This is a genomic window from Shouchella sp. JSM 1781072 (genome assembly GCF_041949915.1).
Taxonomy (GTDB): domain Bacteria; phylum Bacillota; class Bacilli; order Bacillales; family Bacillaceae_D; genus Shouchella.
This window is the reverse complement of the sequence record NZ_JBHFQE010000001.1, coordinates 1,258,782-1,281,840: the sequence shown is the minus strand read 5'-3', so window position 1 is coordinate 1,281,840 and position 23,059 is coordinate 1,258,782. Positions and strand designations below refer to the sequence as shown.

Below are 23,059 nucleotides of genomic sequence, written 5' to 3'. Positions count from 1 at the left end.
TGAGCGTTTAATGAGAAAACGATTAATCCCAAATCACCGAAATGATTTCTCCAGAATAGGCATCTACAATGACAATTGCGTCATCATCTCGTCCTGTGTCTTCAATTTCAACTTCATAGACAAGTCGGTCATTGAGGTTTTCTTGTTCAATATCGTCAAATGTTCCCGGTACTTCTGCAAGAGCAAGCTCCACAGCTTCTTCAGGCGTCAAAAGCGCTTGCTGTTCTTCAAAACTGTTCCAAATGATGCTACCTGTGTAGGCGTCAATCTCCGCTTCTCCAGACTGATCGTCGATTTGATAGTCCACAACATATCGGTTTTCTTGCATCGTTACATTGGAAATGTTGACGATCTGTTCAGGATAAGATGCTTGCAGAATCGATTCAATCTCAGCTTCAGAAAGAGGCTCTTCTCGTTGTTCAACAAGCTGTAAGGATTGGATGGACCCAGAAGTCGCATCAAGAATGAGTTCGTATTGACCGGTATCTTTTAAAAACATAAACTCATACACATTCGTATCTTTTTGATATGTGCTTGATTGAATCTCGCTTGGTTCATAACGCTCGTTGACCAAAACCGTTACTTCATCATGGGTTAAAGGCTCTGGCTGCATCCACTGATAAGCACTAAAGCTGACTAGAATAACACCGCAAACGCCAATGAAAAGAAGCATTTTCTTAAACCTTGTCATCATTATGCTCCTTTCTTACCAAAGGAATCGTGATAGAGAAGGTGGAACCTTGGTTTTCAACACTCGTTAACTGCATAGAACCACCATGTTCTTCAACAATTTTCTTTGCAATCGAAAGACCGAGTCCACTTCCACCCGTTTCCCGAGAGCGCGCTTTGTCAACACGATAAAACCGTTTGAAAATGGCTTCTTGCTCCTTCTGACTAATGCCAATACCATAATCGATTACGGAAACAACACATTCGTTATCGCCGTGTTGAATCGTTTTTACAACTAATGGGTCGTCTGAATATTTGATGCCATTATCAAGTAAAATGAAAAGAAGTTGTTTGATTAAATGCTCGGAACCTTGCACGTATAAAGGGTTTACAGGCTTAATAAAGTGAATTTCTCGATTGGAGCCAATGCTCATTTTGGCACATGTTTCCTGAACGAGTTTATCTATGTGTAGACGTTTCGTTTCATGTGCTGGCATTTGTCCATTTGCGAGCAGTAACATTTGCTCTGTCAATCCCTTCATTCTTGACGATTCAGATAGAATGGCATTAACGGCTTCATCGATCATCGAAGAATCATGTTTCCCCCAGCGTTCAAGCATTTTCGCATAACTTTCTATAACGGTTAGGGGGGTTTTTAATTCATGAGATGCATCAGAAACAAACTGTTGCTGTTGATCTGCGTTCCGTTGTAACAAGTCAATCATATGATTAAACGAACGGCTTAACTCAGCTAATTCATCTTGTTTGGTTGAGACATCGGGCACTTTTTTTAATACCCCGCGCTGACGGATGTCATTCATTGTTTTCGCTAGAGAGCGAATGGGTTTCAAAATAAAGCGTCCTAACGCACGACTAGCTAAAAAGGTCGGAATCAAAATAATGAGGGACGCAAGAAGTAAAATCATTCCTAATAAAGGTAGGGTCTCATCCAAATAATCAAGCCGCTGAGTAAGTTGAAGGGAAACAACTCGACCGTCTGTCCAAATTACAGGGGTAGAGGCTGTTGCATACGATTCATCGTCAATGCTCACTAGATCACTTGATTCTTGGGAAGAGAACGAACTAGGTAATTCAAGCAAATCATCGTTTCGTGTAGCTGTTACGATTACCGTATCCGTTTTATCCACAAGCCGTAACATCCCGCTTTCTGGTGCGTATGCGTTAATAAATTGGTTACGTGACTCAGGACTCGCATTTGCCTGGTCGAGACCTGTCGCAATCGAGACCGCTTGAGTAGAAAGCCGCTCTAATTCACTGTTTGTTAGATTTTCTTTGAACAGCGCATACACAGATAGATTAACGACGAGAAGCAAGATCGTGATAAGACCAGTCGAAAGCAGGGTTATACGCCAAGACAACGTCATAAGCTTGACTCCTTGAACATGTAGCCAGCTCCACGAACAGTTTGAATAAAAGATAAACCAAACGGTTTTTCTAGCTTGTTACGCAAATAACGAATGTAAACATCTACAACATTTGTTTCACCATAGAAATCATAGCCCCACACGTTCTCTAATAGTTGATCTCGTGACAACACTTGATTTGGATGTTCAAGCAGATAGCAAAGTAGTGTATATTCACGATTTGTGAGAGCGACGTGCTTGTTTTCAACGTGTACATCATGGGATGCGGTATCAACATGCAGAGAGCCAGCGGTTAATAGAGAACGAGATGAGTGTTTTTTAGCTATGGGTGCTTGCCGTAGAGACACACGAATGCGTGCAAGTAATTCTTCAATTTCAAACGGTTTTGTCATGTAATCATTTGCCCCTAAATCAAGCCCGGTCACCTTATCAACAGTTGCATCTCTTGCTGTTAGCATAATAACAGGCGTTGCATCGCCACGGCTCCGAACTCGGCGCAACAATTCGATGCCGCTCAAATTAGGAAGCATGACATCGAGAAGCAATAAATCAAACGATTGAGCTTGGAGCGTTTGCCAAGCATCTAATCCATCGTGAACAATGGTTGTCGTATACCCTTCATAAGTTAACTCTAATTGGAGCACTCGGGCAATTCGTTGCTCATCCTCAACGACAAGGATATGGCTCTTTTTCTCCATATTAACGTTCCTTTCAGGAGTTCTATTGTTGAACGTAGCGTACACAAAAAAAGGAAGCATGACAAGTTAGAATTTGATGAGAAAAAGAACAAGAAGAGGTCGCACCTCATTTACTTCTCTCTCGTCTGTAAAGGTAATCGTTATTTGAGTCGAATCTAGACCGATTTATTATGGCATTACGGTATAATAAATCTGTATAAAAATCGGTTACAACCGCGCACAAATAGACCAGATTATGTTGAGGAATCGTTTTAAGATAAAGCTAAGGAGTTGAGGGTATGGCAATGATTGATGTATTGCAAGAAACGATTGACTATATGGAGACACATTTATGTGAGCCGCTCACAATCGGCGAGATCGCGAAACAAGCCAATGTCTCCCCGTTTCATTTTCAACGGTTGTTTGCCGTGTTAACGGATATGTCTGTTGGAGATTACTTACGCAAACGGCGCTTAACGCTGGCAGCACAAGAGTTGGTCCGTTCAGATCTGAAAATCATTGATCTTGCGTACAAATACCAGTACGAAACTCCAGAAGCATTTACAAAATCCTTCCGTAAGCAACACGGGGTTACACCAAGTGCTATTCGAAAAGGACTAGGCAAAGTAAATGCGTACAATCGGCTTGTCGTGCACGTAAAATTGAAGGGAGCAAATCCAATGCGCTATCGGGTAGTAGAACGAGACGAATTTCAAGTAATTGGAACAAGGAGGACATACTCACTTAAGAACGATGAGAATACGAGGGAAATACCAAAGATGTGGGATCAAGCTGCAAAGGATGGAACGATCGCAACCTTGGCCCAGTTAAACAACGGAGAAATCAAAGCTTTGATGGGCGTATGCGTAGACCATCAAGTGAATACAAGTCTAGAAAAGGTAGAATATTGGATTGCAGCAGAGTCCTCTGCGAGTGAATCAGATGAGTTCGAGAAGCTTGTTTTACCAGCATCAACGTGGGGTGTATTCGAAGTACACGGACCAGCTCCAAGCGCGATTCAAAAAGTGTGGAAAGAGATTTTTTCAGAATGGTTTCCGTCAAATCCCTACGAGCACGCGGGCACTCCTGAGCTTGAAGTCTATGTAGATGAAGATTCTATGAAAGAAGATTCTTATGCGGAGATTTGGATTCCGTTGAAGTGAGGAAGGGAAGGATTAGTAGATTAGGGTTTTGTGGGAGTTTTGTTTTGGTGAATTTATAATTAAAGTTCTTTAGGGAGTAATTTAAAGAATAGTAGTACAATTAGCTGTTCACATTGAGGTCTTTTATAGCCCTCAATGTGAACAGCTTTTTGATGTAAGTGCTAATTTATAAACATCATTACTGACGATCATTGTAAGATTCTCCTTTTTTTTATACTCTAAAAAGAAGTGATTCGTTATGTTATTATAAAGCAATCGATACCTAAAAGAAGTTAATAGTAATCTCATATGTCACAGAAAAATTTTTAATTTTTATTTTGTAAATGGAGGTAGCTTGTGAATATAATTAGAAAGATCTCTTACCAAGAATTATTAATCGAGTTTTAAGGAATGTACATTTCTACTGATTAGATTAAATGCTCTTTTATCAATTCTAATAGTTAAAATACGTTTATGGGAAATAATCAATAAAAATAATATAATGTTGTGAGGGTGACTTAATTGGTTGAAATGGTTAATAAAAAGGATTTTTATATTGATATTAAAAATAGGGCAAAGAATATCTATGAACAATATCAGTATCTTGTATTAAAATCTCTTAAAACTAATACATCAAACTATAGTTTGGAATTTAATATTAAAGAAGATTCAAGCTTAGGAGGAAAAGCCTGGTTTAAAGATAATTTAGATAATATTCAAATAAATAAAGGGGTGATAGATAATTATTTTGATTACTTTTATGGATTTACAAAAATGCAAACAGCTGATTTCTTGGATAAATTACATATTGAAGATATGGAAGAATCATCTTATGAGTTTATAAAATTTGATAAGCATGGTAATCCTAATTATTTCGATAGTAAAGTTATAGATTACAAATTAGCTGGATTACTTACCATTTTTGTTTCTCGTTTTATTATTACCCATGAGCTAGGTCATCTATTTAATGGGCATTGTGAATATTTAAATTCGAAAGATCAGAATGATATGCAGCATATTCAAATGTTTGAAAAAGATAATAGTAAAAATATAAAAAATGTTTCATCATTAGATTTTAGAACTTTAGAAATGGATGCAGATGCATTTGCCGCAACTGATAATTTTAGAAATTTACTCTTAATTTATGGGAAATTTGAAGATATGGTTGAGAAGGATTTAAATATAGAACCTATAGAGTTATTTTATTGGTGGTCATTTGCAATTAGAAGTAATTTTCTAATCACACAAAAGATTTTAAATGACGAAGAATATAGTACCGATAAAAAACATTTACCTAGTGTAGCGCGTTGGGTTTTAATACTAGGCACAATATTAAATATTATTGATGGGGGGGTGTATAATATACATTATAGAACTGGTGACAATAAAGAAAAATTGTTAGCATACATAGTTAAAGGATTCTTATTTGCCGAAAATCAATATAATGAGCGTTTTTATACAAAGTATAGTTGTTTAGAAGAAACCATGAATAGTAAAGATTATAATAATTACGTAACAGAAACGCAAAATAATTGGGAGCATCTTAGAAATGATTTAAGTAAATATTCAAGGTTGACTTTGTATAAATCAAATAAATTTTAAAGGTAAGAAGTGCGCAAGAAACAGTGAGAACGTTAGCGTGAGCTATAAGTTGTCCAATAAAATATCAGTATACAATCAGGAATGACCATAATTAAAGTCTGTTTATATTTTAATAACATTATAGTTTACAAAGGAGATATTTACATGAGTGTATTATTCCATTTTGATGAGAGTGATGAAGATTATCTGATCTTCAGACTAAAAGAATCAATTGCTGAAAATTTAAAAGATACATTACCAAATTTATTTAGAGCTTGCTATATTGAAGACGATAAGCTTTTAGATTCTATGAAAGCTCTTTCGTTGGATTATAAAGAAATTATGAACTCTTATTTACCGGATGAAGGTAATGTAAAAGCAGGGGAATTTGGGGAGATACTTTCATTTTTTTTATTAAAAGAGAAACATCATCATTTAAATTTATGGGGTCCTAAAAAATGGTTATGGAAGGATGATAAAAATAAACCTGTTCAAAAAACAGATGTCATTTTATTTCATAGAAATGAAGTTGTTAGCAGTGAAGATGTTCTTATCTCTGCAGAAGTTAAATGTAAGTCTACAAAAAGTAACCGTGATCCAATAAAAGATGCAGTAGAGGGTGCGAAAGATGATTATTTAAAAAGATTAGCAATTACAATGAATTGGTTAAATGACAAATATGTAAAAGAAATTAATGTTGAAAAAATAAATACTTTAAAGAGATTTAGAAATCCTGTGAAATTTGGCGAATTCACTACATTATATAAAGCTATTGCAGTTATAGATAAATCCTTTGAAATAGATGAGTTTAAAAAAACAAGAGAGATTGATGTATTTAATGGTTTGGAAATAATTGTAATTTCTATAGATATGCTTAAAGACACCTATGAGAACACATACATGGGGATTTATGATAAGGGAGGGGAATTTCTTGCTTGATGAGGAATTAATTAGTTGGATAGCTGATTCAGAATCATGGCACACACATATAAATTTTGAATTAAAAGATCAATCATTTAATTATAATTTCTTAGATAGATCTGATGATTTCTATATATCATTAGTTAGTAAATTATTTGATGTGTTAGATGAAAATATATCTTTAGATATAAATGATAAAAAAGAAATCTTTCTTTTAGGAAAAGGATTAGAAATTTATTCATTAGAAAATACTAGAGACGCTTTTAAAGGAGTAGATTATTCTACAAATATGCTTTTAGTAGCATCTTTGTATTATATATCAGGTTACCCCACTACATCCTTTATCCTTATGAGGTTATTTGAAGTCAAACAATTTAAAACAGAAATTCAAAAATTTCTTTATTGTTTCCTTAGTAGAAACATGTATATAGAAAATACTTACACCAGTTATTTATATGAATATTTAAACACTGGTAATCAAACTAGATTAATTGAATTAATCAATGTGTTTAGAAAGATGAAAGAGTTGTCGATGCAAAGCGATCCTGAAGATTATGTTTATTTTAAAATTAGTTTATATTTAATTAGGGAATTTAAATGTAATAATATTTGGACTGATATAAAACAAAACCTTAAACCGGATGAAGATTTAGACCCTTGGAATAATTACATTAGTAGAAAATTGTTTCAAAATCCTTCTATTTGGTCTTTTTTTCATTCTCAAAGAGAAGCCTTATCTAAAGGTATTTTGAGTAACGAACAATCTTATACATTAAAGATGCCAACTAGCGCTGGAAAAACTGCTATCTGCGAGATCATTATTTATCAGCACTTTCTAAAGCAACAAGATAAAAAAATGTTATTTCTTGTCCCATTTCGAGCATTAGCATTTGAATTAAAGAAAAATTTAGTGCCTAAAATTAAAAATTTAGGCATAATTAGTAAAGTACTTTATGGGGGAAGTCATTCAATTGCTAGTGATTATGAATCTATAGAAGATGTAAATTTAATTATCGCAACACCAGAGAGCTTCTTATCTATAAGTAGCTTGTTACCAGATATTGAAAACATGATTAATCTAGTTATTTGCGATGAGGGTCATTTACTAATAGACAATCAACGGGGTATAAAATATGAACTCTTATTATCAAAGATGAAAAATAAAAAAGACCCAGTAAGATTTATCTATCTTTCTGCGATCTTACCTAACATTGATAATGTAAATCAATGGCTTGGAGGTGATCAGAATACGTTGGTAACTTCGAATTATAAACCAACAGAAGTAGATATTGGGTTTCTGACTCCTAATCAATTTAATAACTTCAATCTTGAAATAAAAACGTTTAATAATAAAATATTAAATTATCAGGTAGGTAATCTTCTAACTAAGAATGATTTTATATTTTTAAATAATAGCACTGGAAGACTAAATACTTATAAATTTAATTCAATTAAATCTAGAACAATAGCGATTGCTGTTAAATCTTTAAATATGGGCCCTGTTGCAATTTTCACACCAACAAAAGGGAGTAATGGCATTGAAGGCCTTGCGATTGAATTAGAAAAACAGCTACGACACAATTTTATAAATTTACCTAAACCTTCAAAATATGCAAGAATGGAAAAAATGCATAATTTAAGTACTTTTTTTGAGGTGATATTTGGTTCTGAATATTTACTGACAAGATCAACAAGTATCGGAATGGTTTATCACCATGGTGATTTACCTCAAAATGTTAGAGAACTTATAGAAGAAGCCATTAGAAATAAAGATGTAAGCATGATGATATGCACTAGCACAATCTCTGAAGGTGTAAACCTGCCAATTAAAACTCTCTTAATTCATACAACAAGAATAAAATCCTTTAATGGTAAATATTACCAAGATATAAATATTCCTAAAAGGAATTTAAAAAATTTAATTGGAAGAGCTGGAAGAGCAGGTATCACTATAAAAGGGTTAATAATTGTTCCAAATCATAAAGATTTTGATATCGTTGAAGAAACCATGCTCAATAAAGGAATTGATGACACTGATGGACCATTATCAGAAATAATTAGGGCTATTGCTAGAACAATTTACACTAAGCAGATTAAATTAACTAATACATTACTAGAAAACCAAAATGAGAATATCTTAAAAATTATAGATGACATAGATTCGTCTATTATTAGTATATTAGCTGAGGAAATAAAAGAAGATGAACTAGAGGATATAATAAATGAGCTTATAAAACAAACTTACGCTTATTTGCGACTAAATTCAAACGAAAAAGAAATACTTAAAACAGTATTTAATGAAAGAGGGAAAAAAATAAAAAATTATGTCAAATCTAATGATTATATAATACTAAAGAAAAGTAACGTAAATGTTAGGTTTTATGAACAAGTTAGAAATTATTTAGATCTTGATAATGATATTTGGTTTACAACAGATACACCTGTTATGAGAGAATGGATAGAATTAATAACCCAAATGGTTTTTAATATTCCTCAAATAAACATTGAACTTGTACTATTTAATGATAGAAATAACTGTAACCTTACAAGAGAAGACTTTATGAAGATAATAGATTTGTGGCTAAAGGGTTATTGGTATGGAGAGATAAGTTTAGAAATGAATTTAAGTGTGGATAAGGTCTTAAGATTATTCAACACAGTGTTAAACAGTTTTCAAAATATAAGTACAGGAATAATAAAAATAGCGGAAAACCTATTAGTGGAGAATGATAAAGCCCTTAGTGAATCGATTTTAAGTTGGCCACGTTTTTTATCTCATGGTTATAGCGAAAAAATACAGCTTGATCTTCATAGCTCATTTACTAACAATAGAGAAATAGTAATTTTCATTTCTAAAGTCGCGAATCAATTTCATTTTTATTATGAAAATAAGAATCAACTAATTAACTTATTAATTGAGAGAAGAGAAATAATTTTAGAATTGTCTATTAATAATATGTCTAAATATAGTTACAATGAACTAGTTTCTGTACTTGAGATTTTAGAATGAGATTAGTCTTCTATTAATTGACAATCAATTATCGAGTTGAATATCTCTTTAGAAGTTAGAAAAGTAAAGACTGTTAGAGTGAACAACAGAGAATGTCTCTCTGTTGTTTTACATTCTATTTCTTCCCCTTCAACCGCCGAAAAAGCTCCAGCTGTTCCTCAAGATATCTAATCTCATCATCAGTCAAATCTTGAAATTTATTTTGTTTAAGATCAACCAATTGATCTCCTTCAATATAACCGGCTTTTTGCATTAATAGCTCTTGAGGAAGTTTTAATGCTTTACTTATTTTGTTAAGGACATTCGCAGAGGGGATGTCTTTTTTTCCATTTTCTAATTGTGAAAGGTACGAATGGGAGACACCTGAATATAATTCAAGTTGTCTAATTGTCATCTGTTTTTCTTTTCTGAGACTTCTAATATATAAACCAAATTCTTCTGCTCTCATATAAAATCACCTAAAGATAATTATATTGATCATGGTTACTAAAGTACAAAATTGTTCGTTAAAAATGGTTGCTAAAGTGATAATAAATTGATATTATGGTTATTAAAGTAAACAATAACTAATTTTTTATTACTAAAGTAACCAAATTCACTCGAAAGGAGCCTCTGCATGCCACAAATCCCTTACGGCGTCAGGTCATGTTTGTACACTGGGATTATTCACAACCTTGCATTCTTAACGAAACAAGCGGAAACCATTCTTCAATCAGGACAAGGTACATGGAAAAGTTATGATACGAAGCTGCATCATGAGGTGAAAGAGGCAATCGAGTGGTATCAGCAGTACGCGGTCAAAGAGCTGTTTCACATAGAGAACGATTTGAAGACGTTTGAGCAGCTGCTTGCAAAAGTCCATCAAAAGAAAGAGTAATTTCATCAATCATCCATATGCTTTGTCATAAAAAACACCCCAACTGCTAGATGTTCACTCTAACAGTTGGGGTGCCACTCTTTACGGTCTACTCTTTTCTTTCTTTTTCGGATAACCAATTAAAATCGCAACACTTCCGCAAATGGCGATGAGCATCGGATAAAAGGAATAGGGAACAATGCTCACTGGCGAAATGCCTGCCACACCTGCGGCAATTAAGAGCTGAGCGCCATATGGAATCAGTCCTTGGACAGTGCATGAAAATAGATCTAATACACTTGCGGATTTCCTAGGCTCAATCTCATATTGATTGGCAATGTTTTTCGCAAGTGGTCCAGCGATCATAATGGCGATTGTGTTATTGGCAGTCGAGAGATTCGTAAGGCCAACTAAACCGGCAATCCCAAATTCTGCGCTTTTTCTAGATTTTACTCGTTTTGTGACGAGTTGCAGTAGAAATTCAATGCCTCCGTTTAACCGAATCAATTCCATCATTCCAGCGATTAGAATAGCAAGGAACGCCATTTCATACATGCCTTCCATACCTTCACCAATGCTTTGCAAGAGTTGCAACAGTTGAAAGCTCCCATCTACTAAGCCGATGATTCCTGCCAATACAATCCCGAGAGTCAAAACAATAAAGACGTTCATTCCGGCAATCGCAAAAGCGATAACCAGCACATATGGCACGATTTTATACCAGCTGAAGCTCGTGTATTCAATTGGCGCGCTTTCGCCGGAAGTTAATGTCCATAAGAGGATGCACGTGATAATTGTAGCTGGCAAGACAATCCAGAAATTCACTTTAAACTTGTCCTTCATTTGTGCACCTTGGGAACGAACTGCTGTTATGGTGGTGTCAGAAATGAACGAAAGGTTGTCGCCGAACATGGCTCCTCCAATAATGGCGGCGATGATTAACGCTGTAGGAATATCTGTGATCTCGCTAATGCCAACGCCGATTGGTGCTAATGCGACAATCGTCCCGACCGATGTTCCCATCGCTAACGAAATAAAACAAGCGATGACAAACAAACCAACAGCAAGTAAGTCTTGAGGAACGACTGCTAGCGCAAGCTGAACAGTGGAATCCACGGCACCCATGGCATTTGTTATGCCAGAAAAGGCGCCAGCTAATAAGAAGATCAGCACCATCAGCATGACATTTGGATGCCCGGCGCCCTTACTAAAATGATCGATTTTTTTTGAAAAAGATTCTTGTCGGTTCATTGCAAGCGCAAACGCACTAGCGATTACAATGGCGACAATAACCGGAAACGCATAAAAATCCCCGGTTACGATTCCTGCCCCGATAAATAAACTCAAGAAAATGAGAAAGGGGGTTAATGCCCATGGATTCGGTTTAATCATTGATGCGTGCACACCCCTAAATAAAAATTAATAACAGTCTTGCTCAACGTGATCGTTGAGGCAGATTCTAAGCTAAAAATAAAAGCCAAATTCTTTTGTCAGTTTGTAGCATGACGAAAAAATGGCCAAGTCATACATAAGAAGGTAGCATAACAAAAAAACGCTCGATTGAAAATCTTTTTTTTACGGAAGGTGAAAAGAAAAGCGTTGTTCATCCATTTTTCTTCCGGTCATGCAATCTCTTTCATCATCAAAATACTATTGTTAAACATCATGGAGTTTCAGAATTATGTAGGTTCGGGGAGATTTTGTTGCTCCTTTTGTTGCGATAACTGAAGAATTAGACGAGTTTAAAGAAAACTTAAAGATTATTTTATAAATATTAATGAAAATCCTCTTATGAGAATTTAAAGTCAATGTTACCCTTAAAGAAAGGTGTCTACATTAATGAGGTAGTTATTGTTCAAATTCATGGTAATAATACTGATCCTTTTGAAGGGATTTTTGCTGGAAATCCACATCTTTCATATAATTAAAAGCTTACTGATTTACTAGATCATGTGGAGAACTCTGATAACTGGAATTTCATAAGGAGGCTTCTTGATGAAACAACCCTTCCGAACCCTGCTCTTAATTCTCTTTTCGCTCATTCCATTCGGATTCTTAGCGATGTACTGGGACTTTGTTGGACGCACAATAATGGGTTACGGGATATGGATTATTGCTTCACTCGCCAGTGGCTTTTTGGCTAAGAGCTGGTTATCGTGGAAATGGGTTTTTCTTGTTCCACTGCCATCACTACTCTTATCCTACGTGCTTGTATGGTTACCTGCTGATCCTTACTGGGATTCGTTTTTCAAACCGTTTACTGTCTCGTCGGCTTTAGGTTTCTTTTCTCTTTTGCAATTAATTCCGTTCAGTATCGGCGGTTATCTAGCATTCCGAATAAAGAAAGCTAATCATCTAAACAATTCGTAAGCATGCCGCCAACCAACCGCTGCATGCTTTTTTATAGTTGTCATTCGCTTTTTAATTACGAATAGATATAAAGAAGCTTAATAGCTGCAGGAGGAGATCTATGGACAATCAAGCGAATGAAAACCGTCACATTCCCCAGCCGATTCGAAGCGACGGAGCAGGGGGCGTTGACCGAGGGCCACGTAATCTATGGCGCGACCTGCAAAACCCGAATATTCTCGTGCCGCCGAAAACGGATAGCGGGTTAGTTCCGAACTTGCGCTTTTCGTTATTAGAATCCGGTGTATGGCTACGGCGACTGTGAGTAACACAGTCAAAAAAAGAGACTGGGTCTGCTTCTCCCGGTCTCTTTCTCCTTTACTTAAATGTTAGTACCGCTCGTCCTTTGACGTTTCCGTTTCGTAAATCGTCTAATGCTTCACTCAAGTTTTCAAAGTCATATTTTTGCGTTTGCATCTTCACTTGTCCGCGTTTCGCTAAGTTAATGATCTCGCGTAAATGACTTAATGTCCCGCCTTGAGAAATTCGTAACTCTACGCCTGGTTTAACCGAACCCCATTGGAATGGAAGCGAGCCTCCGCCTAAACCAACTAAACTAATAATGCCAAGCCCCTTTGTAATTTCTGCAGCTAATTTTAACGTCGCGTCAATGCCGACAAAATCAAACACTGCGTGAACGCCTTTTCCATCTGTCAGCTCCTTAATCTTGTCTTTGGCATGCTCATCGGATTTAAAGACAACGTCCGCTCCGTATGTTTTCATTTCTTCCAATCGATCTTCGTTAATGTCTAAAGCAATGACGGTAGCTGACGTTAAGCTTTTAAGAAATTGAATCGCGAAAAAGCCAAGTCCACCTGTGCCAATAACTACAGCATAACCGTCGCCAGGAATTTTTTCACGCGCATATTTAACGGAAGCATAAGGTGTTAAACCTGCATCGGCAATCGCAACATAATCGCTAGGTTTAAGCTCACCTAATGAGACAAGTTCTCGTTGGTCAGCAATCATGTATTCTGCCATGCCGCCATCTTCTCTTAATCCACGCGAACTGACATTTTCACAGTAGTTATCGTTACCTGATAAACAGTACTCACAGTAGCCGCAAGAATGGATTGTTGAAACGATAACGGATTCGCCGATTTCAAAATCAGTTACGCCTTCACCACGTTTTTCAATATAACCTGCATTTTCATGGCCTAACGTAAAGGGACCTTCCCAAGGAAGAACAGGAGACCCGTGATCAATTACTTCTAAGTCGGTATGACAAATTCCTGCGCCAGCCATGCGAATTAGTACTTCACCATATTTCGGCTGAGGAATATCAATCGTTTGTAAATGAGGTGCTTTCCCTAATTCTGTGATGCGATACGCTTTCATTTTAGCTTGTTTCATTTCTCAGTACCCCTTTATATGTGATACTCTCAACTTAATACGATTATGTGAACGAAACAATGTGCATAACTAAGTGGAGTGTGTGCTTAATAGACAGATTATCTCTATATGTTGATTAACGTAAGTGGAGGCGTTCTTTTGGTTGATAAACGAGTAGTACGGACAAAAAAAGATTTGAAGAATAGCTTATTAATTTTAATGGAAAACAATCCATATGAAACGATTACGGTAAAGAATATTGTTGAACATGCTGGTTATAATCGAGGAACGTTTTACCTTCATTTTCATGGGAAGGAAGACGTGATGAATGAATTAATTGGAGATATGTTCGAAGGGTTAACCTACGCCTTTCGAACTCCTTATCGCAATCATCATCACCAAAACTTAATGTCGGTTTCAGCAAATGACATTTTGCTGTTTGCGTACATCGAAGAAAATAAAGTATTTTTTTCATTGATGGTCACATCATCCTTCTTGAGTGAATTTCGGGAGCGAGTGTTGTCCAAGTTTATTGCACTGTTTGAAGAGGATTTGCACTTTTTATTACAAAAACATAAAGAAATTGATCGTGAGTTATTTGTACAGTTCAGAGCTTATGGCCTTTATGGTTTAGTAATTGAATGGATTAAGAGTGATTACGCGAATTCTACAGTTTACATGGCGCAACAATTATTGAAGATTTTTTACTATAAACTAGATGAGCTGTATTTTTTAAAATAGCAACCGTTATCTTAAAAATCATAGACAGAGTTTTTATCGCGAACGACAAAATAAACATTTACGCCTTGTGAAACATGTACTATAATGACCTCATTAGAAGGTGTTACTAACGCGATTAGGCATTAATTCTAGGTTTTGGATTTTCCGGAGGGGACGCGCTATGAACCTCATTAAGTCATTTAATAATAATGTTGCATTGGTTGAAGATGCTTCTGGAACAGAGTGGGTCGTTCTGGGGAACGGTGTAGGCTTTGGGAAGGAAAAAGGATCTTTAATTAATGAAGAAAAAATAAAGAAGAAATTCATCGCTGCTTCACGACGTCCTTTTGTCGACATGATTGAAGAAATTCCCATCTCGATCTTTGAAACAACGGAAAAAATGATTCAAACAGCTGAAGCGGTGATTGGTGCAACACTCAATCAACAATTGTTTTTAGCGCTCGCAGATCATGTCCATCATGCGGTCAAGCGGGTTCATGAAAACGTAGACTATCCGCATACAAATCGGTGGGAGCTGCAAAAGCTTTATCCGAAAGAACACCAAGCGGCCGTTGAAGCCATTCGCGTCGTGTATGATACATCTGATATCATTTTGCCGAAAAGCGAAGAAACCTTTTTAACGTATCATTTTGTAAACGCTCAAGGGCGTTCGGCACAGCTTTCAGAAACAATGAAAATGACCGAGGCGATTAACCAAGTGATTACGGTCATTGAGTACCATTATGAGCTGGAATTAAATGAACAGTCGCTAAATTATTTGCGCCTTCTCACCCACTTGCGCTACTTTTTATTGCGCCAAATACACGGGGAGAATCTAGATCAAAATGATATGGATGATGACCTTATTGAAATGATTAAAGCAAAGTATCAGAAAGCATTTGGATGTGCGAATAAGATTGCTCGTATCCTAAATAAGCACTATAGTTGGGATATTACGCAAAATGAAAAAATTTATTTAACACTTCATATTAATCGATTACTTTTATAACGCATTTGGCGTGTTACTGGTAAAACAGGCATAACCCAAATAGCAACTAGCTTTTATTCAGATGAACGCTAGCTGTTGTTTGGGTTTTTTATGTCTTTTTTTATAAAAATTGGACGAAGGAGTGAAAGAAGATGATGAATTATTTACAGCGGCTCGGACGGTCATTGATGCTTCCGGTCGCCGTACTTCCCGCAGCAGCTGTTCTTCTTGGTGTTGGGGCGTGGATCGGTCAATTTTCTTGGGGAGAGGATAGCGTTGTTTCGGCCTTTATGATTGCAGCAGGAGATTCAATTATAGGCAATATGGGCATGTTATTTGCGCTAGGTGTTGCCCTTGGTTTATCGAAAGACAAAGATGGAGCAGCAGCTTTAAGTGGGCTCGTTGCATTTCTCGTCATTACGGAGGTATTATCCGTTGAATCGGTCGCAGAACTTTCGCAGATTGCAGTGGACGATGTGAACCCAGCATTTGGTGTCATTACCAATCAATTTATTGGGATTTTATCTGGTGTTGTTGCCTCAATTATGTACAACCGCTTCAGTCACGTGCAGCTACCGGCGGCGTTAGCCTTCTTTAGTGGGAAAAGGTTAGTGCCAATTGTAACGGCAGCAGTGATGATGGCATTATCAGCTGTGTTCTTTTATATTTGGCCATATGTGTATAACGGTCTTGTCACGTTTGGAATGTGGATCAGCCAACTTGATTTTATTGGAGCTGGGCTGTATGGCTTTTTCAACCGTTTGCTTATTCCGACAGGACTCCATCACGCGTTAAACTCCGTATTCTGGTTTGATGTGGCAGGAATAAATGATATCGGAAACTATTGGGACGGAGAGGGAGAAGTAGGCATCACCGGACGTTATCAAGCAGGCTTCTTTCCAATTATGATGTTTGGTGTGCCAGCAGCAGCCTTGGCGATGTACCATACCGCGCATGCAAGCAAAAAGAAACAAATCGGTTCTTTGATGTTAGCGGCAGGTTTTGCGGCATTTTTAACAGGGGTAACAGAGCCTATTGAATTTGCGTTTATGTTTGTTGCACCGCTCTTGTTTGTTGTTCATGCAGCCTTAACGGGACTGTCTCTCGCTATTGCAGCGTTTTTCCAATGGACAGCAGGATTTTCCTTTAGCGCTGGGTTGCTTGATTTCTTCTTAGGCTTCCCTCTTGAGATGGCGAATCAGCCGTACATGCTGCTCATTCAAGGTGTCATTTTCGGCGTAGTCTATTACGTATTATTCCGATTCTTGATTGTGAAATTTAATTTAATGACGCCAGGTCGTGAGCCTGAAGGAGAGGGCTTGGACATCTCGGAAGAACCAACGGAATTAGAGGGATCAAACAAAATGGCGATGATGGCGAGCACGATTTATCAAGCTTTAGGTGGCGATGACAATGTCGTCTCAATTGATAATTGTGTCACACGTTTACGGCTGGAAGTGAAGGATATGGGGAAAGTCGATCAAGCAAAAATTAAACAAACGGGTGTACCAGGCATTAACGTTGTGTCCGACCACAATATCCAAGTCGTTGTTGGCACTCAAGTCCAGTTTGTGGCAGATGAAATGAATAAGATTCGCAAAAACTAATTAAAAAAGTCAGGGACAGAAGGATATGAATAGAATGAAAAGACGAAGATCCAAATTTTGGATTATTCGTCTTTCCGTTTTTCATCTAAAGTAACGTAAGGAGAACCCACGTTCATGGAAAGCGATGGACTCTGCTTTTTCTTTTAAGAAGAACTCAACGTTTCGTCCCGGCCTTTTCTATGTCCTATGGACGTTTTGTATAGCTTTGAATCACATCGACAATCGCATCATTTCGAGTGAAACTTGTTTCCGTTGCAGCAGTAGCCCAATTTCTTCTAATGTCTGCTTCACTGTCAGAATAAATATCCACTTCCGATGGGTTTCCAGTGTACATGCCCCAACTACTTCCTTGACCTGTTACTTTATACGTCCATGTCGTATAACTCCATCCTTGATCTTCATACACACGTAGTGCATAATCCCAACTCTGTAAATTGTTGAACAACGTAAATTCGCCAACGAACAGAGGGACAGGATAATTTGTCATCTCATTCACCATGGTTACTTTTGAATCCACAAACTGCTTTTGATAATCAAGATTGTCGATATCGTCCCAGCCGTAAAAATGGTAGGAATACACAACGTTTTCCCACCCGTACAAATCGGGGTGAGGAAGGTCCATCGGGTCCCAAATCGCTTCGATAATGATGATATGATCTGGATCTTTTTTTCGAATCGCTCGATAAAGGCGATCATAAAAATCAAACTGTTCTTTTCCACTTGCGCCACCAGGCTCATTCAGTAAGTCGTACCCAGCAATCCATGGCTGGTCTTTATACCGTTCTGCAATGCGCTCCCATAAAAAGACCGTTCGATCCATATTCTTGGCGTTTCCATATAAATTTCCCACGTCTGGGTAGCGCGTATCGCCAGAATGATCTTTGCCGTTTTGGGATCCAGGTGCACCGTGTAAATCTAAAATAACGTACAAGGAACGTAATGCTGCTTCTTTTACAAACCAGTCTATTCGGTCGAAAGCAGTTGCTTTTAAACTCCCGTCATCGTTCAACATTTCAAAATAAGTAAAGGGAAGGCGAATGACATTCATACCTTCATCCTTAATGCGGTCAAAATCGCTTTCTTGCCAGTACGCATCTTGAAAAAGGTTCACAAGTTCCCAAGCAGTTCCTTTTCCAAACCGAGATGTGAGCGTATCAAGTGCTGTTTTTTGATCCGGTGCATTTGTTGGTGACATCCAATTTTCCATGACAAGCCAACCACCTGCATTCGTTCCGCGCAAGATAACTTCATCACCAGTACCAAACTCGTTTCGCAATTTCTTCCCATCTGTTTTTAAAAAAGGTGTATAGCCTGTTTGTATGTGAGTGTGCACGATCGTCTTTAATTCAACATCTGTCTGTTCATTTGCAGCTTGCATGTCCGTCATTTAAATCCTCTCCTTTATAAAGGAATACGGTCTATAGAGGAAATCTATGAGAGAAAACAACGGTTTTTGAATTATTTATATACGAATTATAGAAACTGCGATGCATACTCGTTTGCCTTTGACTGCTTCCCAAATGTTCTTGTTTGCCATGTTTCTTCTAGGTAGATTTCCGCAAGCGCCTCATATTGCTCGCCATTTTTCGCAGCCCATTCTAACGCAACCACACTTTCGTACAAGTAGGCGAGTTGCTGCATAAGTGATTTTGCCTCGGTTTGTTGAATGTGCGCATCTGCTTGAGCAAATTGATGTAGTTTTTCTTCAACTGTATTGAGTTGTTCGTTTACCATCATGATCAATTCTGTATGCTGTAATGCACTTAATCGAGCCTTCATTTCTGTGAGAAATAGTGTATGAGCGGAGAATTTTTTCACAAGTCGAATTAACTCTTGGCCCAGTATATTTGCTGTTCCTTCCCAAACAGTCAGAACTTGCGCGTCACGTAACAGTCTTGGCGTGACAAAATCTTCAATATAGCCGTTCCCTCCATGCATCTCAATCGCTTCATGACTAAAGTGAATCGCCATCTCGGCTGATTCTTTTTTCAAAATGGCAATGTATAGACGATGGAGAATGACTTCGTTTTCTGAGGCTTCTCCTGCTGCGACTTTGTCATATAGGTGAATCAGATCAAATACTGCGGCTACCTCAACTTCTAGTTTTGCCTTCAATCCAGCAAGCGTCTGCCGAATCATTGGCAGTTGGAGCAGGCTTTGCCCAAATGCATGGCGTGCTTCTGCATAGTGGCGGGCTTCTTCATAAGCGCGTCTCATGATACCGATGGAAGCGACGGCGTTGCAAATACGCGACAAATTGAGGGCTTCCATCATATAGTAAAAACCTCGGGTTTCATCGCCGACAACATAGGCGACCGAACCATCAAACTCGACCTCTCCAGAAGGAACCGAGCGCACGCCGAGCTTATCTTTAAGGCGTCTTATGCGAAGCTTGTTTCGTTTGCCGTCTTCACCATTCCAAGGCACAGCAAACAGCGTAAGTCCTTTTGTTCCAGCTGGAGCGCCTTCCCGTCGTGCCAGCACCATCGCAACTCCGCATCTCCCCGCATTTGAGGCGAAATACTTTTCTCCATATAGTCTGTAATGATCACCATCGTGAACAGCGGCTACCACGTTTGCGCCAACATCTGAACCGCCTTGTCTCTCCGTTAAAAAGGTTGCCCCCTCAAATAAATCTGTATCACCCGTTGCACACACATGTGGCAAGAACCTTTGCTTCACTTCATCATTCGCATAGTTCTCGAGCAAGTAAGCCGTCGCCATCGTTAACGTGACCGGACAATAAAAGCCCGGGTCGGTTTGCGAGACAAGATACCCTAACGCAAAGCTGTATAGGTAGTTTCCTTTTTGGTTTAGTTCAGGAATGTCCTTGTGAACGTAGCCAACCATTCCAGTCTGATACGATTCGGAGACCGTCTTCTCATAGCCTTCATTCACCCACACTTCTGATACTTCTTCTCCGAATTGATTGTAGCGCTGTAAGCGGGGCTGGCCATCACGATCCGTGTATTTCGCACGCGCGTCAATGTCTGTAGCGCATTTTTTTCCGTATAAAGTGAGCTGTTCGATTGCATAGTGATAGAAGTCGTGTGGGAGCTTCTCTTTTAAGATCGTGAGCAGTGTGTCATCATCAGTGAAAAAATTCGCCTTGTAGCCGTTTATGCGAAGTGGTTTTTGCAAGACATTCATGCTTCTTTCACTCCTTCTTTTAAAGCGCGTTTTAAAATTTTGCCCGAGGCGTTACGAGGGAGCTGCTTCACTTGTCCAAAGATGCGCGGAATTTTATAAGCGGCGAGATGGAGCTGGAGAAACTGTTTAACTGCTTCCACATCAATGGTTTCAGAGGCGGCAAAGTAGGCCGTGACTGTTTCACCCCATTCAGGGTGGGGCATTCCGATAACTGCCGCTTCTTGAATGCTGTCATAGGTCACAAGTACGTCTTCAATTTCTTTTGGATAAATGTTGACGCCGCCGGAAATAATGACGTCGCGCTTCCGATCCACAACATAGATGTAACCATCTTGATCACGTCTTGCTAAATCACCGGTTTTAAGCCACTCACCAATAAAAGCCGCTTTTGTTGCTTGCTCATTTCTGTAATAGCCGACCATATTGCCTTCGCCAGCTAAGACAATCTCACCAATTTCCCCTGTTGGCACATCGTCACCGTCGTTTGTGACAATTCGTAGTTCTGTATGAAGCGGGGCGCGCTTGCCGATACTGCCGGTTTTTTCGCCATGTTCTTCGGGTAATAGAATTGATCCACTTGGACCAGCTTCGGTTAAGCCATAAACGCATGTAAGCCGCTTCGTATTTAAATTCTTCTCAATAAAGTCAATTTGATCTTTCGCAAGGGGAGCACCACCGTACACCCACCAGTTCATTGAAGACAGGTCATATTCTGAAAGGGAAGGATGGTTTGCGGTCATTAAATAAGCGACCGGGGCTCCAAAGAAGTGCGTCGTCTTTTGTTTAGAAACCGCTTCCAAAAGTTGGTCAGGTGAAAAGGTTGGCGTGATGACGATAGTCGATCCGGTGATGATACCCGCCATTAAAAACAAATGAAGCGGAGCAGAGTGGGTAAGAGGCATCATTATGAGCAGCTTGCTTTCTGGTTTCACTTCCAGCTCGACCGCAATCATTTGCGCAACGGTTAAGATGTTGCGATAGCTGAATAACACACCTTTCGGGTCTCCGGTTGTGCCAGATGTATAAAGGATGGTGCTCAGGTCATCTTCGGTTAAAGGGATGTGAATGTCTGCATGACTTGCTTCCGCAATAAGCGTCTCAAAGTGTTTCCAGTCAGAGGATGGAGAACCTGTTTTAATTTTGAGAGGAACGTTTGAAACACTAGCAACTACTGGGAATAGAGCATCGTCAACGATGATACAGCTAGGTTCAGCATGATTGATGACGTGCTGTACTTCTTCAAGCGTAAACTTGGCATTGATCGGCACAACAATTGCCCCAATCCGTTGAACAGCAAAATAACTACTTATAAAAGCTGGTGTGTTCGGCATAAACAAACAAACACGGTCGCCTTGTTTAATGCTGAGATTGAGAAGGGCATTCGCTAAGCCATTCACTTCTGTCTCAAGCTGCGCATACGTGTATGCACGAAGGGGGCTGTGAATTGCCATGGCATTCGGGTATTTACGAGCGTTACGGCTAACGAATTGAGCACTATTCATCGTCATTCTCCTTTTGAGTCAAGTTTTCTAGTTTTTGCGCAAACGAATCTCTAAGATGGAGAAGCTCTTGTTTCATTTCCGTTAGTTCTGCGATTTTTTCGTCAATTTGTTTCAGTCGTTGGTTGCCGTAGCGTATTGTTCGTTCCAACTGAGCGGCGCCAGAGCGATCTCGATCAAACAACAACACCATTTCTTTAATTTCTTCGAGTGAGAAGCCATAGCGTTTTCCGCGAAAAATCAGCTTCAACTTGGCGTATTCTTTTTTTGAATAAAGGCGCTGATTTCCTTCTGTGCGCTGAGAGGTAATTAATCCAAGTTCTTCATAGTACCGAATCGTCCGCGTTGTTACATCAAAGTCAGCCGCAATTTTGCTGATGGTGTTCAATCGATGTCACCTCCTGAATGATTTAAGTATATCGTTGACGTTAACGTTAAGTTCAAGGGCATTCTTATCGTTAAATCGGCTTGTTCAAGACAGGTGAGGATAAGTTCATCATTGTGTAAGGCTCGCCGTATTCCATGACCGTGTCTATAAACTGTTCTAATTGTTCATTGGTCTCTGTGATAATTTTGACTAAGTAGCTGTACTCACCAGTGAGTCTGTGACACTCAATCACGATAGGGTTGTCTGTGCAAAATGCTCTAAACTGTTTGCATTTATGTGTCTTTACGAGCATGAATGCTTTTACGGATTTATTTAGTTTAATCGAATTGATTTTGGCGCCATAGCCCTCAATCACGCCGCTTTCTTCCAGACGTTTGACTCGTTCTGTAACAGCTGGAATCGATAAAGAAATCTTTTTTCCTAATTCGGTCATGGACATTCGGCCATCTTCTTGAAGTAACGTTAAAATGTTGCGATTAATTTCATCCATTTTCGGATCTCCTTCAAACTTAAATTGTTTATAACGAACGAATTTCATAACAGGTAGTAATAGTCATATTTAGGAATAATAACAGCAATATTGTTTTTAACATTCTTCTAATTAAATGGCGACGACTCCCTCGGGAACAGCACGAGTTTGAAGACATTGGAGCGAGGTTTTACGCGGAAATGGCTGAGACCGTGCCCGGGGAAAGCGTTCGCCACTTTAGATAGATCGACCATCT

At 38.4% G+C, this 23,059-nt stretch carries 20 protein-coding genes and 1 pseudogene; 10 read left to right on the top strand and 11 right to left on the bottom strand.

The features are described 5' to 3' along the window. Window positions 1-22: 22 nt before the first annotated feature. Genes ACE1TH_RS06785 through ACE1TH_RS06775 form a run of 3 tightly spaced genes read right to left on the bottom strand, consistent with a single transcriptional unit; the run spans window position 23 to window position 2,752 of the window. The gene (locus tag ACE1TH_RS06785) at window positions 23-694 is read right to left on the bottom strand and encodes a PepSY domain-containing protein (RefSeq protein WP_099300635.1); all 672 of its coding nucleotides are present in this window, start codon (window positions 692-694) and stop codon (window positions 23-25) included. Further along, window positions 678-2,054: a sensor histidine kinase gene (locus tag ACE1TH_RS06780; RefSeq protein ID WP_375078622.1), complete on the bottom strand. Its 1,377-nt coding sequence runs from the start codon at window positions 2,052-2,054 to the stop codon at window positions 678-680. The genes ACE1TH_RS06785 and ACE1TH_RS06780 overlap by 17 nt, the downstream gene beginning before the upstream one ends. After that, a complete protein-coding gene (locus tag ACE1TH_RS06775) occupies window positions 2,051-2,752 on the bottom strand; it encodes a response regulator transcription factor (RefSeq protein WP_099300637.1) in 702 nt (233 codons plus the stop codon). The genes ACE1TH_RS06780 and ACE1TH_RS06775 overlap by 4 nt, the downstream gene beginning before the upstream one ends. A gap of 278 nt (window positions 2,753-3,030) precedes the next feature. On the opposite strand from ACE1TH_RS06775, the gene ACE1TH_RS06770 reads away from it, so the two are divergent. The 4 genes from ACE1TH_RS06770 (at window position 3,031) to ACE1TH_RS06755 (ending at window position 9,385) form a co-directional block, all read left to right on the top strand. Then, window positions 3,031-3,894, top strand: a complete 864-nt coding sequence (locus tag ACE1TH_RS06770) for an AraC family transcriptional regulator (protein WP_375078621.1) — start codon at window positions 3,031-3,033, stop codon at window positions 3,892-3,894. Between the two features lie 510 nt (window positions 3,895-4,404). Beyond that, window positions 4,405-5,475: a hypothetical protein gene (locus ACE1TH_RS06765; protein ID WP_375078800.1), complete on the top strand. Its 1,071-nt coding sequence runs from the start codon at window positions 4,405-4,407 to the stop codon at window positions 5,473-5,475. Window positions 5,476-5,619: 144 nt separating this feature from the next. Continuing rightward, complete coding sequence (locus ACE1TH_RS06760; protein ID WP_375078620.1) at window positions 5,620-6,393, top strand: Hachiman antiphage defense system protein HamA; 774 nt, start codon at window positions 5,620-5,622, stop codon at window positions 6,391-6,393. Then, window positions 6,386-9,385: a DEAD/DEAH box helicase gene (locus ACE1TH_RS06755; protein ID WP_375078619.1), complete on the top strand. Its 3,000-nt coding sequence runs from the start codon at window positions 6,386-6,388 to the stop codon at window positions 9,383-9,385. Before ACE1TH_RS06760 ends, ACE1TH_RS06755 begins: the two co-directional genes overlap by 8 nt. A 115-nt stretch (window positions 9,386-9,500) precedes the next feature. Here ACE1TH_RS06755 and ACE1TH_RS06750 read toward each other — a convergent pair whose 3' ends face one another. Continuing rightward, on the bottom strand, window positions 9,501-9,833 hold the full coding sequence (locus tag ACE1TH_RS06750; RefSeq protein WP_375078618.1) for a helix-turn-helix domain-containing protein: 333 nt from the start codon (window positions 9,831-9,833) through the stop codon (window positions 9,501-9,503). A 168-nt stretch (window positions 9,834-10,001) separates the two neighbouring features. On the opposite strand from ACE1TH_RS06750, the gene ACE1TH_RS06745 reads away from it, so the two are divergent. Further along, the gene (locus tag ACE1TH_RS06745) at window positions 10,002-10,262 is read left to right on the top strand and encodes a hypothetical protein (protein WP_375078617.1); all 261 of its coding nucleotides are present in this window, start codon (window positions 10,002-10,004) and stop codon (window positions 10,260-10,262) included. An 81-nt stretch (window positions 10,263-10,343) separates the two neighbouring features. Here the strand turns inward: ACE1TH_RS06745 and ACE1TH_RS06740 are convergent, their stop codons facing one another. Further along, window positions 10,344-11,633, bottom strand: a complete 1,290-nt coding sequence (locus ACE1TH_RS06740; RefSeq protein ID WP_375078616.1) for a Na+/H+ antiporter NhaC family protein — start codon at window positions 11,631-11,633, stop codon at window positions 10,344-10,346. Window positions 11,634-12,236: 603 nt separating this feature from the next. On the opposite strand from ACE1TH_RS06740, the gene ACE1TH_RS06735 reads away from it, so the two are divergent. Together ACE1TH_RS06735 and ACE1TH_RS06730 are read left to right on the top strand one after the other, a co-directional pair. Further along, complete coding sequence (locus ACE1TH_RS06735) at window positions 12,237-12,611, top strand: hypothetical protein (RefSeq protein WP_375078615.1); 375 nt, start codon at window positions 12,237-12,239, stop codon at window positions 12,609-12,611. Between the two features lie 100 nt (window positions 12,612-12,711). Next, window positions 12,712-12,912 (top strand): annotated as a pseudogene (locus tag ACE1TH_RS06730) (oxalate decarboxylase); the annotation flags it as partial. 56 nt (window positions 12,913-12,968) lie between these two features. Here ACE1TH_RS06730 and ACE1TH_RS06725 read toward each other — a convergent pair. Beyond that, window positions 12,969-14,003 carry an NAD(P)-dependent alcohol dehydrogenase gene (locus ACE1TH_RS06725; RefSeq protein WP_375078614.1) on the bottom strand — a complete coding sequence of 345 codons (1,035 nt, stop codon included), beginning with the start codon at window positions 14,001-14,003 and terminating at the stop codon, window positions 12,969-12,971. 138 nt (window positions 14,004-14,141) lie between these two features. Between ACE1TH_RS06725 and ACE1TH_RS06720 the strand changes: the two genes are divergently transcribed. From ACE1TH_RS06720 to nagE, 3 genes are all read left to right on the top strand, one after another. Then, complete coding sequence (locus ACE1TH_RS06720; RefSeq protein WP_375078613.1) at window positions 14,142-14,723, top strand: TetR/AcrR family transcriptional regulator; 582 nt, start codon at window positions 14,142-14,144, stop codon at window positions 14,721-14,723. A 160-nt stretch (window positions 14,724-14,883) separates the two neighbouring features. After that, window positions 14,884-15,711 carry a PRD domain-containing protein gene (locus ACE1TH_RS06715; protein WP_375078612.1) on the top strand — a complete coding sequence of 276 codons (828 nt, stop codon included), beginning with the start codon at window positions 14,884-14,886 and terminating at the stop codon, window positions 15,709-15,711. Between the two features lie 131 nt (window positions 15,712-15,842). Further along, the gene (gene nagE / locus ACE1TH_RS06710) at window positions 15,843-17,297 is read left to right on the top strand and encodes an N-acetylglucosamine-specific PTS transporter subunit IIBC (RefSeq protein ID WP_375078611.1); all 1,455 of its coding nucleotides are present in this window, start codon (window positions 15,843-15,845) and stop codon (window positions 17,295-17,297) included. A 184-nt stretch (window positions 17,298-17,481) separates the two neighbouring features. Here nagE and ACE1TH_RS06705 read toward each other — a convergent pair whose 3' ends face one another. The 5 genes from ACE1TH_RS06705 to ACE1TH_RS06685 form a co-directional block, all read right to left on the bottom strand. After that, a complete protein-coding gene (locus ACE1TH_RS06705) occupies window positions 17,482-18,684 on the bottom strand; it encodes a glycoside hydrolase family 5 protein (protein WP_375078610.1) in 1,203 nt (400 codons plus the stop codon). Window positions 18,685-18,770: 86 nt separating this feature from the next. Next, the gene (locus ACE1TH_RS06700) at window positions 18,771-20,447 is read right to left on the bottom strand and encodes an acyl-CoA dehydrogenase family protein (protein ID WP_099300647.1); all 1,677 of its coding nucleotides are present in this window, start codon (window positions 20,445-20,447) and stop codon (window positions 18,771-18,773) included. Beyond that, window positions 20,444-21,949 (bottom strand): class I adenylate-forming enzyme family protein, encoded by a 1,506-nt coding sequence (locus ACE1TH_RS06695; protein WP_099300648.1) that lies wholly within the window; start codon window positions 21,947-21,949, stop codon window positions 20,444-20,446. The genes ACE1TH_RS06700 and ACE1TH_RS06695 overlap by 4 nt, the downstream gene beginning before the upstream one ends. Next, window positions 21,942-22,334 carry a MerR family transcriptional regulator gene (locus ACE1TH_RS06690; RefSeq protein WP_099300649.1) on the bottom strand — a complete coding sequence of 131 codons (393 nt, stop codon included), beginning with the start codon at window positions 22,332-22,334 and terminating at the stop codon, window positions 21,942-21,944. The genes ACE1TH_RS06695 and ACE1TH_RS06690 overlap by 8 nt, the downstream gene beginning before the upstream one ends. 70 nt (window positions 22,335-22,404) lie before the next feature. Then, the gene (locus tag ACE1TH_RS06685) at window positions 22,405-22,824 is read right to left on the bottom strand and encodes an Lrp/AsnC family transcriptional regulator (RefSeq protein ID WP_255225199.1); all 420 of its coding nucleotides are present in this window, start codon (window positions 22,822-22,824) and stop codon (window positions 22,405-22,407) included. Window positions 22,825-23,059: the final 235 nt, after the last annotated feature.